This is a genomic window from Mesorhizobium sp. M4A.F.Ca.ET.050.02.1.1 (genome assembly GCF_003997725.1).
Classification (GTDB): Bacteria; Pseudomonadota; Alphaproteobacteria; order Rhizobiales; family Rhizobiaceae; genus Mesorhizobium.
In genome coordinates this window covers 1-11,997 of sequence record NZ_RZSG01000106.1, presented here as the reverse complement: position 1 = coordinate 11,997, position 11,997 = coordinate 1, and the positions used below count along the sequence as shown (strand labels likewise).

Here is an 11,997-nt window from a genome sequence, read left to right as displayed (position 1 = left end):
GAGTAATTATCCTTCCTGACCTTTATGTCAACGCCGGCGGTGTGGTTGTCAGTTATTTTGAGTGGGTGAAGAATCTTACACATATTCCGTTCGGGCTGATGGAAAGGCGGCGCCGGGAGCGGCGCAACCAGACGATCGCCACAGTACTCGAACGAATGACCGGAAAGGAATTTCCACCCGACATTCGCGATGAATTCCTGGAAGGAGGTGCTGAGATCGACCTTGTGCGCTCCGGCTTGGAAGATGTCATGCGCAGTACCTGGACGCGTATCTCTGACCTTCTCGAGGCGCTGCCCGAACTGGGCGACTATAGGACGGCCGCTTATGTGGCATCCATTCGTCAGGTTGCTGATGCCTACGAGGCGATAGGGATTTGAACCTCTGTTTCGGAAGGGTGGACGCGGTTGGATGGCCCGGCATGCTGATTGGATCACCTGATGACTGCAACCGCATTTTACTCTCTCATCCCATGCCTTTTGCGTGATCGCCAGGGACTATCAGAGATTTCGTGTCGGGGCGGGCATAGTGGGAAGAAAGGAGAATGATTCCCCAATGGCCCGACGCAAAGAACCGAAGATCCCTGATGCGATTGTCGACCAGCTACTGGCCGACGCCGATCCGAAGACGATCTTCGACCCCAATGGCTTGATCGACGATCTGAAGAAGGCATTCGCGGAGCGGGTGCTCAACGCAGGGATGGATCACCATCTCGATGGCAATGAAGAGGCCGGCAACCGCCGTAACGGCTACGGCAAGAAGACGATGACGACCGACAATGGCGCTTCGAGCTGGAGATTCCCGCGCGACCAGGAAGCCAGCATCGACCCGCAGTTGATCACCAAATACCAACGCCGCTTTCCCGGCTTCGACGACAAGGTGATCTCGATGTATGCACGTGGCACGAGCACCCGCGAGATCGTCGGCCATCTGCGGGAATTGTACGGCATTGAAGTGTCGCCGGACCTGATCTCGACGGTGACCGATGCCGTCCTGGAAGAGGTTGCCGCCTGGCAGGGCCGGCCGCTGGACCCCGTTTACCCGCTGGTGTTCTTCGATGCGCTGCGCGTCAATCCCGTGAATGGGCGATGGCTAAGGCCCAATTCGCCGTCCTCTTCGGCGAGCGCTTCAGCAGGGCAATGGCTGCATAAATGTCAACCAGCCCGCCCTGACACGAAATCTCTGATAGTCCCGACGACGCATCGGTACCTATCGCTGCTATGTTCGATAGGTGTCCGATACCACCACCCCACGCGCCCCGATCAAATCCCCTCGCAAGGGCTACTGTGGCCCCCCTGTCAAACGGCTTCCAAAACTGACCCCGGCATCACAATGGCAATACGACGAGCCTGCGGAGTCGTGTGCCGCGATGCGCGCCAGGATATCGGCGAGCCAGGCCTGAGGGTCAATGTCATTCAACTTGGCGCTGGCGATCAGGCTGTAGAGAACGGCAGCGCGCTGTCCGCCGCGATCGGAACCGCAGAACAGCCAGGACTTTCTGCCGAGAGCCATCGCCCGTTCATTCTGCCCATGTCGGGGAAGAGCGAGAGGTTCACTATCCCTGGCATCCCTATTTCGGCCGAAAAGTCAGCGTGCGACGTGTAGAGCAGCGGGCGACCGGCCAGTTCCTCAAAGTGGAAGGCCCCTCTGGCATTGTCGTTTCGATGCCGGGCTGGATGGTGGATCCCGTCGTCTGCGCCGAGATGAGTCGTATCCGTACGAGCACGGCCGCCTGGTGACGGTTACGTCGCGCCGCTAATGTCCACTTAAATTTAATGGACAACAGCGGTGTGGTAAGCGCTGCACCAAGGCACCTTGCAATGGGCCGATGAACATGGAGCTTTCGCGCCATGACATTGGAACATGCAGACGGCGATGTGGTCGCCGAGGACTGCGGCGCCGCGGCGGCCGAAGATCGTGCAACGATGCCCGGCCGCGCGCGGCAACGGAGGCTGTGGAGTTGCGCGGAGAAGCGCGCGTTGGTCGACCTTGCGAGCGCGGCGGGGTCGTCGGTGACCGAGGTCGCGCAAGCATTCGGCGTAGCTCCGTCACAGCTCTATGCGTGGCGCAAGCAGATGGCCGGCGGCGAGCTCGATGTCGACGAGGCGGTGGCGACCTTCGCACGGATCGAGGTGAACGATCTGCCTGAGGTCGACCGGCCCGCCGCCTATTGCCCGGACCCGGCCGGCAAGATCGTCGTTGCCTTCCCGAGCGGCGCGCGATTGCGGATCGACGGGACCGTCGATCTGGCAGCGCTGCGCATCGTCCTGGCGGAGTTGAGCAGGTGATCACGGTGGTGCCGACCGACCAGATTTACCTGTGCTGCGGCGCGACCGATATGCGCCGCGGGATCAATAGCCTCGCACGGATGGTGCAGCAGGTGCTCGCGCTCAATCCGCACACTGGCGCGATCTTCTGCTTCCGGGGACGCAAGGGTCATATCATAAAAATTTTGGCGCATGACGACCAGGGGTTCTGCATGTTCACAAAGCGACTGACCGATGGCTGTTTTGCCTGGCCAGCCACAAAGGATCAGGTCGCCGTTTCGCTTACCAAGGCGGAGCTTTCGCTCCTTCTGGAAGGGATCGACTGGCGCCGGCCGAGCAAGACTTATCGGCCGCGTCTGGCTGGCTAATTTTTGCTCGTTTGTTATTGATTTTGTGTCGATTTTGCTTCCTCGAAGGAGCTCTTTCGGGTATGTAATTTGGGTGTCGGAACAAGCTCCCTCAACCGCTGATTTCCTTGCCCGGATCGCGCTTCTGGAGGCGGCCGTTTCTGCCCGTGACATCACCATCGCCGAACGCGATGAGCAGCTGCGCAGAGAGCGCGCGGAGGCCGCACTTCGCATTCAGCGCCTGCAGCTGCGGATCGATCGCTTCAACCGCAAGGCCTTCGGACGCTCGTCCGAGAAGCTGGGCCAAATGCTGCTCGAACTCGAAGATCTCGAGACCGATGTCGCCGCCAGCGTGTCCGATATCGAGCTGCCCATCGTCGCTGACACCGACAAGGTCCGGGTGCTGCCGGTGCGCAAGCTCAACCCCAACCTGCCGCGCAAGCGGATCCTTCGCGAGCCGTCTTGCGCATGCTGCCCAGGCTGCGGCGGCGCTCTGCGCGCCATGGGCGAAGATAGCGACGAGATGCTCGACCTGGTCGTCCAGGCCTGGCAGGTGATCGAGACCGTTCGACCCAAATATAGCTGCCGGACCTGCGATAAGATCGTTCAGGCGCCGGCACCGATTAAGGCCATTGCGCGCGGCAAGCTCAGCTATGCCGCGCTCGCCCATATCATGATGGCCAAGTGGGGTTATCATCTGCCGTGCTACCGTAAATGTTGAAATCAACATGTTGCGCATAGGATTATGCTGCGGAGGCTCCATTTCGTCCCAGGTTTCAGGCGATCTTGGGTGATCTCCGCAACATAAATTCTTGGACTCAAATAGAATTCAGGAACGCCATCACGCCCTTGTCCTCTTTCCACGGCCTTTCCGGTCGCGGAGCGGCGGCGCTGCAAAGCGCCATTGCTTTCGCTTTCATCTCGATATCGATTTCGGCGTAAATGTTGGTGGTCTCAAGGCTTACATGTCCGAGCCATGCACGGATGGTGTTAAGGTCGACACCCGCCTGCAACAGATGGCAAGCGCATGTATGGCGGACCACGTGCGGTGTGATCGGCCGTGCAGCAAGCGATGGCACCTGTGCCGCACATCGCTCGACAAGCCGATAGACCCCGAAACGGGTATATCGTTTGCGATGGCGGCTGAGGAAGACGGGCTCGCAGGTTTCCCTGCCACGAATGAGTTCGCCGAGCGTATCCTCCGTGCGCGGCCACAGCGGACATTGGCGGATTTTGTTGCCTTTGCCGTGAAGAGTGACAAGCGCATGGTTGTCGCGGTGCCGACTGATCTGAAGGTCGCCGACTTGTAATCTCGTAGCCTCCGAGACCCGCGCTCCTGTGTTGTAGAGGAAGAGCAACAAGGCATGCTCAGCCCGGCCGCGTAACGTCTGGCGGTCGGGAACCGCTAACAGCGCTTCCATTTCGTCCCTGCTCATCCACGAGATCGGCTGCGGTGCGGCCTTCTTTGTCGTGATGGCACGGATCTGCGCACACCAGGCAAGATGAGCTGGGTCACGGCTGGCGACAAAGCGCGCGAAGGATCGGATCGCCGTCAGGCGTTGGTTGCGGGTCTGTACCGAGCAGCTGCGGTTCTCTTCAAGATGAGCAAGGAACTGCAGTAGGAGTGCCGGAGTAATATCCTCGACATTTAGACGATCCGCTGGTTTGCGGACCTTGGTACTGATAAATGGCAGCAGCAGCGTGAAGCTGTCGCGGTAGCTCATTTGCGTGTTGCGGGCGAGACGGCGCTCAGTAACGATGTAGTCTGCCAGAAAGCGCCGAAGCCAGGGGCCGAGCGTACGGAGATCACGCATGGTGGCCTCCGTTGACGTAGCGGTCGAAGCAGGCCGATGCTTCGTGTAACAGTTCCGGTGTCATCGACAGGTAGACGCTTGTGCCGTCCAGGTCGGCGTGGCCGAGATATGTCGAGAGCGCCGGTAGAAGCCGTTGCACATCTGCTCCGTCGCGATACCAGGACGTCAGCCGATGGACGGCTGCGGTGTGCCTCAGAGCGTGGAGACACGGGGTGCGTCGGCCGTCATCCCTACGGGCGATTCCGACATGCTCGAGTAGCCGTTTGAATGCATGGTCGACATTGTGCTTCCTTACCTGTGTTCCGTCGCGGTTTGCAAGAAATGCAGACGCCATTCCTTCAGGCAGGGGGCGATCCGAACGGCGTCCGGCTGTAGCGCGACGATTATGGAGACCGGTCGGCGGCGATTATGATGGCCGGTGGAAGGCAGCGCCGAGTGGTGTGATTTGGGTATCACCGGGTCGGTTGTCTGGCAACTGGCCAGCGACAATTATCGGAGTTGTAATTGTCGCTGGGGCAGCGTGACGGGCGGGAGGTGCCCGCAGATCTGCGGCGAGCAAATTCGTCAGCGGCAATTACGATGACCGGTTGGGCGGGTCGTCTGGTTCGTCGTTGACGTTTTGCATGCCGGCGCCGCGGGCGACGGCGGCTCGCTTACGATAGCTCTCACCGTTCATCTCGATGATGGTGGAGTGGTGCACGAGGCGGTCTATGGCCGCGACCGTCATGGCGGGACCTGGGAAGACGTCCGACCAGCCGGAGAAAGGCTCGTTGGCGGTGATGGCGATGGAGTGTCGTTCGTATCGGTGAGCGATGAGCTCGAACAGGGCACTGGTCTCCACCTGGTCCTTTCGGACGTAAGAGAGCTCGTCGAGGACTATGAGATCGTACTTGTCGAGTTTGTCGAGCATCGAGGGGAGACTGAGCTCGCGGCGAGCGGCCTGAAGCTTCTGCACCATATCGGTGGTTGTGGAAAACAGGACGCGGCGACCGGCATCGATAAGGGCGTGGCCGATGGCGGCAATCACGTGCGTCTTGCCGGTGCCGCTCTGGCCAAAAATGAGGATGTTGCCGCCGCTTTCGATCCAGCCTTCGCCCGTGGCCAGGGAAAGCAAATGGGGCTTTCGGATTCCGGAAGGAAAGTCGAAATCGAAAGTGGCGAAGGTCTTGCCGGCAGGCAAGCCGGACTGTTCGCGATGGCGCTGGATGCGTCGAGAGGCGCGCTCGGCCATCTCGATCTCGAGCAGGCAGGCAAGAAGGTTGGCCGCGGGCCAACCATCGCGATCGGCGGTGTCGGTGAGATGCTTCCAGTTGCGGCTGATGCTGGGCAGGCGCAGTGCCGACAGCAGGGTGGGCAGCACGGCAGCGGCCTGATCCTTGGTCCTGCTCATCACAGCACCTGTGCGTTGGCGAGCAAATGGTTGTAACCGGCGAAATCGGGCGGCGGGATGGTGACGTCGACACGGCTTCTGACCGTGGGCAGGAACTCGCTCTTCAGCTTGGCGACATTGGGGAGTTTGCCTCTATCGAGCGCGGCCTCGATACGCAGGGCCAGGGCATCGACGCAGTTGCCGTTGGCGGCGATATCGAGGAGAGCGACCATGTCGCGGCAGGCCTGCCGGGCATCGAGAGCTGCATCGAGCGCCTGCCATGCCCGGGTATAGGCATGGCTGGGGAACAAGGCATTGCGGTAGACCAGATAGCGCAGGGCCTGGGGCTTGCGCTTCAGGTTGCCGATGAAGTGCCGGAAATCGATATTGTGTCCTCGTTCCGCATGTTTGACGCGGACCCGGTCGGCGGTCATCACCTGGTCCGGCCCGAGGAAGAACTCGACCCGGTCGTCATAGAGATGGGCATGGAGGCGGTAGCCGATGAGGCGCGAGGGGACCGAATAGGTGATACGGTCGACGCTGATGGTGCTGTTGCGGGTGACGTCTGCGCTGACCAGGGTAAAATCCGTGGTTCGCTTCGGCGGCAGCGTCTTGAGGACGCGGCGCTCGTCATCCACGAGCCTGGCGCGGCGTCGGTTCTGCTTGGCCACCTCCTGATCGACGAAGCGGCGGTAGTCCTCGATGCTGGCGAAATCGCGGCTGCCGCGGCGGCGCAGGGCCTGATCGAGCCGTCGCTTCAGGTGGCCATTGGGAGCTTCGATTGAACCGTTCTCATGGGCGACACCTTTGTTGTTGCGCGTCGGCGTCATGCCATAATGCCGGCACAGCGCTTCATAGTTGCGGGTGAAATCGCGCTGGGCGTCGGCGTCGAGGTTCTTGTAGGCGGCCGATAAGGAGTCGCTGCGCAGCTCGGCGGGTGCGCCTCCCAGCTTCCACAGCGCATCCTGCAGGTGCTCGGACAGAGCGGTGAAGCTCTCTCCACCCAGCACGACCGCTGAATCCTCCCAGCCGCTGCTGGCGAGGCGAAAATGAAAGAGCCGATGGTCGAAGCGCTGGCCGGCGATGGTGACGTGCAAATCGTCAGCGACGGTGAAATCCAGGAGGCCTTGGCGGCCGATCTCGTGATGCTGTGGGAAGAAGATCTCCTTCTCGCCCCCATTCAGGGCCCGCCACCGGGCAATCCGGCGCTCGAGGGTCCGCCTGACGCCATCGGGGACGGCGGCCTCCCCGAACTCGTCCTGCAAAGTCTCGAAAATGGTGACGGAGAGGATACCTGGGATCTTCAGCAGCTCCTCCACGCGTGGCCATATCGGTTCGAGGGGGTCAGGCCGGGTGCGCCAGTGCCGCTCGCGTTTCTTCTGGGATGGCAGCTGCGGATTCTTGTCGATCCGGCGTGCACTACGTTCGCTGATACCGGCCTTGGCGGCCGCAACGGCCTGGGTGTGGTGACGACGCTGAGACATGTAACGATGTACCTGTTGATCGGTGATGTGGAGGCCAGGCATCGGTACCTATCGCTGCTATATTCGATAGGTGTTCCGATACCACCACTCCACGCGCCCCGATCAGATCCCCTCGCAGGGGCTTCTGTCGCGCCCGCCCATCAGACCCGCTCTCCGGTCGGGGCTCCGCCCCTCGCTACGACCGGGCCCGACGGGCGATCCCACCGGCCATCATAGTCGTCGGTGAACCGGCCACCGTAGTTGTCGCCGCGCAGTCCGGCATAACTTCGAAGGGCGCTGGCAAGTTGAGGCGCAACGGGAACGAGACGGCTCTTGTAGAATTTGGTGTCCCTAACTGTCAGGATGGCGTCTGCAAGGTCGACATCCTTCATGGTCAGATGGAGTGCTTCGCTGGTTCGCAGCCCCGCGCCATACAGGATCAAGAGCAACATATGGAAGGTCTCGGCGTCGAACCGGATGGCGCGCTTGCGGCTGATCCTAACGCCCCCAAACAAGCGCTGCAGTTCCTCACGGGAGTAAATGTAAGATGGAGCTGATCGCGGCGCCCGCGGCTCTTCGTCCGCCGCCGGCAGCGGCGACGCGACTGCATAGCCGCGACTGATCGCATAACGGTAAAATCCGGCGAGAGCGGCATACTTGTTCGCACGGAAACGCGTGAGCGGACCGGTTCCGGCGAGAAAGCGGCGTACTTCGCTCTCTGTAACCGCATCGCAGCACGCGTTGTCAGGGCAGCTATCGCAAAATTGGTACAATGTCCTTGCGCTGGTGATAAATCGGGCGCCATGGGCTCGCCGCCATGCGACATAGTGGTCGACCGCGTCACGAAGAATCATAGCAGCCCCTCCAGATTGATCTCTGCAACCTCGCGAAGAGTATTGAGATTGACCTTGGCGTAGATCGCGGTAGCCGCCGTGCTTCGATGGCCGAGGTAGTCGCCGACCGCTTTCATCGATAAACCTTGGTCCAGGAGATGCTGGGCAGCGGCATGACGTAACGCATGCGGGCCGCGGCGCTTGCCTTTGATTCCGAGGTCATTGAGGCGAGTAAAAACGATCCCCTTAATTACTCCCCGGCTAAGCGGCCTAATCGGGGCTTTCATCGTCAGGAACAGTGTCCGTTCAGGGTGCGCTGGACGAACCTCACGCAAGTAACGCAGGATCGCTTGCCCCACATCTGGTGACAGCGGATAGAGATGGGTACGTCCGGGCTTGGGGCAGCGTACCCGTAACACCTCCTGTTGCCAGTCTAAATCTCCTAGCTGAAGGCCGCTGACTTCTCCGGCACGCAGACCGTAGGTGATCAGCAGCATCAGGATGGCGCGGGCGCGTATGTCGTGGGGATGGTGTCCTTCCGCGGTAGCAAGTAGACGGGTGACCTCATCCCGGTTCAATCCCTTCGGAATCGCCTCGCCTGGATAGCGTCGCGGCGGCATGATACCGTCGGCCAATCCTGGTCTGCACCAGCCCTGCTGCTCGGCGAACCGTACGAACCAACGAAGTCGTTGCGCATAGAGATAGGTCGTTGAACGACTAACGCCACGCGCATGACAATGCGCGATAAACTGATCGAAAAAAGAGATTCCTGCCGATGATAGATCGACACCTCTTTCATCCAGCCAGACGAAAAAGCTGTCGACCGCTCGACAACAATCATCGATGGTCGTATCCGCCCATCCGCGTTCGGAAGCCATGCGTGTGGCAAAGACGGCGACCTCGCGCGTACGGGAGTGGCATCTGGCTCCCGACTCCTTAAGCCAGCCCATAAAGCGCATCCATCGCTCAGCGTGGCCGAAGAAACGCCGACGTGCGCGAGGTCGTGACTTGCGTTCCGTGGGTGAAGACCATCGCCGAAATGCGTTCTCAATCTTGGGCAAGTTCGAACTATCGTTGTCGTGCAAGTCGAGAATGTGCACCAAGTCCAACTGGTGAAAGGCGATCTTCCGCAATGTCTCAATCTTGATGCCGAGACACTCGCAATGCGAAAGATACAGAAGCCGCTCTTCGAGCAATGGAGCGGAACGATAGCGCGCAATCGTGCACGGTTGTCCAAAAAGAATCTCAAACATGATCCGGGTCTCCTTGTTGTTGGAGCCCTGATCATGGCACCGGCGCATCAGGAATTTATGTTGCGGAGATTACCCAAGATCGCCTGAAACCTGGGACGAAATGGAGCCTCCGCAGCATAATCCTATGCGCAACATCTTACCGTCAGACCCAGATGATGGCCGCCAAGGGCGTCGATATCGAGCGATCCACGCTGGCGCGCAGCGCCGGCTACGCCGCCGCCTTGCTCGACCCGATCTACAACCGCATCCGTGAGATCGGCCGTACCCGCACCAAGCTACACACCGACGACACGCGGCTTCCGATCCTGGCGCCCGGCACCGGCAAGACGCACAAGGGCGCGCTCTGGGTTTACGTCGCCGACGACCGCAATTCGGGTTCGCAGGAGCCGCCGATCGCCTGGTATCGTGCCACCATGGGCCGCGCCGGCGAGAGCGTGATGACCGAACTCGCCGGATTTGCCGGCACGCTGCAGGCCGACGGATTCAGTGGCTACAACCAGATCTACAGGGGCGGCGCCATTCGAGAAGCCGCCTGCCTGGCTCATCTGCGTCGCAAGATATTCGACGTTCACGACAGCCAGCCGACCGAGCTCAGCACGACGGCCATGGCCGGTATCCAGGCGATCTACCGGATCGAGGAAGAGATACGGGGGCTCCCGCCGGCCGAGCGATTGGCCGCACGACGAAGACGAACCCGACCCCTGGTTCGGGCGCTGCGACGACAACTCATGCGCCAGGCCAACGGTTTGTCGCGCCATGCCGATATCGCCAAGGCCTTCGCCTATGGCACCAAGCGATGGCGCGCGTTCAACCGCTTCCTTTACGATGGCCAGCTCGAGCCGGACAACCTGATTGCGGAGCGCGCGATTCGTGGTTTTACGGTCGGCCGGCGCAATTGGCTTTTCTCGGGCAGCTTCGCCGCGGCCGAGCGGTCCGCTGTCGTGCTCAGCATCATCGAGACCTGCAAGCTCTGCGGCGTCGATGCCGAAGCCTACATGGCCGATGTCATCGAGCGCATCCAGAACGACTGGCCAGCCTCGCGCTGGGATGAGCTGATGCCTTGGAACTGGGTGCGCCGCCAAGAGATGACGCTCCCCCTGGCGGCATGAGCGCGCTCGATGACATGGCGCTGTCGGACGAGGCCCTCGAGGCCTGGATGGCCGCCAAGACCAACCCCCGCCCGCTGGTGCGAACCATGTCGGCGCTGGATGGCTTCGTAACGGCATCGGTCACCGGGCCGCGGTTCGCGGACCCGCAAGACTGGATGTGCCCGCTCATGGGATTGCCGCGCGACATCCTGGCCAAAGGCTCTGCAACCGATCACGCCGTGTTTGCCAGCCTCGCCAGGATCCACAACCGGATCAACGAGACGCTGTTCGACAGACCGCAGGATTATGCGCCCCGCTTCACCACCAAGCCCGGCGGCGGCATCGACCCGCGACCGTGGTGCCAAGGATTCTACGCGGCCATGAATCTCAACATCAAACGCTGGAAACGGCTCCTCGACCTCAAGAACCCCAACCACGGCCTGCTGCTGCCGATCCTGATCTACTGCGTCGACAAAAAAGGGCGGCCCGTCCTCGGCAAGCCCAGGCCGGGGCCCGAGACCGCGCGCTTCATCGAGCACGAGGCTTACAAAGACATCGCCCTGGTCGTCCCCGCTCTTCGCGAACTCCACTACGTCACCCACTACGACCCCGAGTGATCGCCGCCGGCGCACCAACCAACGAGCGACCTAATCAACCATCAAGACGATTCAGGAAAGGCGCCTTGGTGCAACGCTTACGAGCCGGTAGCTGTCGCCGCGGATGGGATCGAGCTACCGCTTGCGCCAGCACGCGGATCTTGTTCCCGAGCATGTTCGCTCCAAAGCACACATCAACCCGCCTCCGCCGCCGAAAAAACGCGGCCGGCCGCCAGGAGTGAAATCCGACGATCAAGATGCCGGCTGATCACCGGGCCCCTTCGCCTGTCAGGTAGGGAAAATTGCATGCCCACATTCGCGGAGACTTCGGTGCCCATTGACACGGGCCCGACGGGCGATCCCACCGGCCATCATAGTCGCCGATGAACCGGCCACCATAGTTGTCGCCGCGCAGGTGGGATCGCCGATCAGATCGAACCAGCGGGCCACCGGGAGTTGGCTGGTCACCAGCGTTGAGCGACGCCCGTACCGGTCTTCGAGGATTTCGAGATGCGTGTTTCAGTAAGTCCCGGACACCGATTTCGGTAAGTCGCGGACAGCCTATACGAGCCAGGATTCCTTCATCCCACTAATTACAATCTCACCATCTGAGATGTTGAGGCTGGCATCTTTAATGATCTCAAGGGCCCCGAACAGCGAGATATATTCGACACGCATACTGTGGCCACGCCTCTCGTAAAGAGAGTGTATCTGCTACGACCATATCCACACCCCAGAAATTACACCACCTAGACTAGGCGGGACTCGAATTCGTTTCGAGAAAACTTCGATTTCCGAATACGGCCTTTACACGCTGATCCAGGCACCGTTCCTTTTAGAAGAAGTCACACAGGCCTGAACGAACACGACGCCCTTCACGCCGTCATCCACGGTCGGATATATGACGGCCTTGTCGACCGCAACGCCCTGCTTGGCGGCGTGGATGGCGTGAGCGGCCTCCGTGTAGATC

Annotated in this window: 11 protein-coding genes and 6 pseudogenes; 8 read left to right on the top strand and 9 right to left on the bottom strand. The window is 60.8% G+C overall.

Going from position 1 to position 11,997, the window contains the following annotated elements; genetic code table 11:
* Together EOA33_RS10535 and EOA33_RS10530 are read left to right on the top strand one after the other, a co-directional pair.
* Positions 1-377: pseudogene (locus tag EOA33_RS10535) on the top strand (glutamate dehydrogenase); the annotation flags it as partial.
* 175 nt (positions 378-552) lie between these two features.
* Positions 553-1,068, top strand: a pseudogene (locus tag EOA33_RS10530) (transposase); the annotation flags it as partial.
* A gap of 294 nt (positions 1,069-1,362) precedes the next feature.
* Here the strand turns inward: EOA33_RS10530 and EOA33_RS10525 are convergent.
* Positions 1,363-1,515: pseudogene (locus tag EOA33_RS10525) on the bottom strand (transposase domain-containing protein); the annotation flags it as partial.
* Positions 1,516-1,874: 359 nt separating this feature from the next.
* Between EOA33_RS10525 and EOA33_RS10515 the strand changes: the two are divergent.
* The 3 genes from EOA33_RS10515 to EOA33_RS10505 all read left to right on the top strand — a co-directional run bounded on the left by EOA33_RS10515 (position 1,875) and on the right by EOA33_RS10505 (position 3,332).
* Positions 1,875-2,285 (top strand): transposase, encoded by a 411-nt coding sequence (locus EOA33_RS10515; protein WP_245482295.1) that lies wholly within the window; start codon positions 1,875-1,877, stop codon positions 2,283-2,285.
* Positions 2,282-2,632 (top strand): IS66 family insertion sequence element accessory protein TnpB, encoded by a 351-nt coding sequence (gene tnpB, locus EOA33_RS10510; protein WP_127405583.1) that lies wholly within the window; start codon positions 2,282-2,284, stop codon positions 2,630-2,632. Before EOA33_RS10515 ends, tnpB begins: the two co-directional genes overlap by 4 nt.
* A gap of 73 nt (positions 2,633-2,705) precedes the next feature.
* Complete coding sequence (locus EOA33_RS10505; protein WP_245482294.1) at positions 2,706-3,332, top strand: IS66 family transposase zinc-finger binding domain-containing protein; 627 nt, start codon at positions 2,706-2,708, stop codon at positions 3,330-3,332.
* A 97-nt stretch (positions 3,333-3,429) separates the two neighbouring features.
* Here the strand turns inward: EOA33_RS10505 and EOA33_RS10500 are convergent, their stop codons facing one another.
* The 6 genes from EOA33_RS10500 to EOA33_RS10475 all read right to left on the bottom strand — a co-directional run bounded on the left by EOA33_RS10500 (position 3,430) and on the right by EOA33_RS10475 (position 9,343).
* The gene (locus EOA33_RS10500) at positions 3,430-4,425 is read right to left on the bottom strand and encodes a tyrosine-type recombinase/integrase (RefSeq protein ID WP_127405582.1); all 996 of its coding nucleotides are present in this window, start codon (positions 4,423-4,425) and stop codon (positions 3,430-3,432) included.
* Complete coding sequence (locus EOA33_RS10495) at positions 4,418-4,759, bottom strand: tyrosine-type recombinase/integrase (RefSeq protein ID WP_127405581.1); 342 nt, start codon at positions 4,757-4,759, stop codon at positions 4,418-4,420. Before EOA33_RS10495 ends, EOA33_RS10500 begins: the two co-directional genes overlap by 8 nt.
* Before the next feature lie 240 nt (positions 4,760-4,999).
* Positions 5,000-5,815: an IS21-like element helper ATPase IstB gene (istB, locus tag EOA33_RS10490; protein ID WP_127405580.1), complete on the bottom strand. Its 816-nt coding sequence runs from the start codon at positions 5,813-5,815 to the stop codon at positions 5,000-5,002.
* Positions 5,815-7,278 carry an IS21 family transposase gene (gene istA / locus EOA33_RS10485; RefSeq protein WP_127405585.1) on the bottom strand — a complete coding sequence of 488 codons (1,464 nt, stop codon included), beginning with the start codon at positions 7,276-7,278 and terminating at the stop codon, positions 5,815-5,817. The genes istB and istA overlap by 1 nt, the downstream gene beginning before the upstream one ends.
* Positions 7,279-7,418: 140 nt before the next feature.
* Positions 7,419-8,111, bottom strand: coding sequence for a tyrosine-type recombinase/integrase (locus EOA33_RS10480; RefSeq protein WP_127405579.1), 693 nt, complete (start codon positions 8,109-8,111; stop codon positions 7,419-7,421).
* Complete coding sequence (locus tag EOA33_RS10475; protein ID WP_127405578.1) at positions 8,108-9,343, bottom strand: tyrosine-type recombinase/integrase; 1,236 nt, start codon at positions 9,341-9,343, stop codon at positions 8,108-8,110. The genes EOA33_RS10480 and EOA33_RS10475 overlap by 4 nt, the downstream gene beginning before the upstream one ends.
* A 53-nt stretch (positions 9,344-9,396) precedes the next feature.
* Here EOA33_RS10475 and EOA33_RS10470 point away from each other — a divergent pair, with 53 nt between their 5' ends.
* From EOA33_RS10470 to EOA33_RS39700, 3 genes and pseudogenes are all read left to right on the top strand, one after another.
* The gene (locus EOA33_RS10470) at positions 9,397-10,452 is read left to right on the top strand and encodes an IS66 family transposase (protein ID WP_348628228.1); all 1,056 of its coding nucleotides are present in this window, start codon (positions 9,397-9,399) and stop codon (positions 10,450-10,452) included.
* On the top strand, positions 10,449-11,048 hold the full coding sequence (locus EOA33_RS10465) for a UPF0149 family protein (RefSeq protein WP_127405577.1): 600 nt from the start codon (positions 10,449-10,451) through the stop codon (positions 11,046-11,048). The genes EOA33_RS10470 and EOA33_RS10465 overlap by 4 nt, the downstream gene beginning before the upstream one ends.
* 106 nt (positions 11,049-11,154) lie before the next feature.
* A pseudogene (locus EOA33_RS39700) lies at positions 11,155-11,295 on the top strand (AAA family ATPase); the annotation flags it as partial.
* Positions 11,296-11,435: 140 nt separating this feature from the next.
* Here EOA33_RS39700 and EOA33_RS10455 read toward each other — a convergent pair.
* Positions 11,436-11,537, bottom strand: a pseudogene (locus EOA33_RS10455) (ATP-binding protein); the annotation flags it as partial.
* A gap of 297 nt (positions 11,538-11,834) precedes the next feature.
* Positions 11,835-11,997: pseudogene (locus EOA33_RS10450) on the bottom strand (gfo/Idh/MocA family oxidoreductase); the annotation flags it as partial.

Bases quoted from the DNA above. Each gene is read 5' to 3' on its own strand.
- EOA33_RS10500 (WP_127405582.1), bottom strand. From the start codon at position 4,425: ATGCGTGATCTCCGTACGCTCGGCCCCTGGCTTCGGCGCTTTCTGGCA.
- EOA33_RS10495 (WP_127405581.1), bottom strand. From the start codon at position 4,759: ATGGCGTCTGCATTTCTTGCAAACCGCGACGGAACACAGGTAAGGAAG.
- istB (WP_127405580.1), bottom strand. From the start codon at position 5,815: ATGAGCAGGACCAAGGATCAGGCCGCTGCCGTGCTGCCCACCCTGCTG.
- istA (WP_127405585.1), bottom strand. From the start codon at position 7,278: ATGTCTCAGCGTCGTCACCACACCCAGGCCGTTGCGGCCGCCAAGGCC.
- EOA33_RS10480 (WP_127405579.1), bottom strand. From the start codon at position 8,111: ATGATTCTTCGTGACGCGGTCGACCACTATGTCGCATGGCGGCGAGCC.
- EOA33_RS10475 (WP_127405578.1), bottom strand. From the start codon at position 9,343: ATGTTTGAGATTCTTTTTGGACAACCGTGCACGATTGCGCGCTATCGT.
- EOA33_RS10465 (WP_127405577.1), top strand. From the start codon at position 10,449: ATGAGCGCGCTCGATGACATGGCGCTGTCGGACGAGGCCCTCGAGGCC.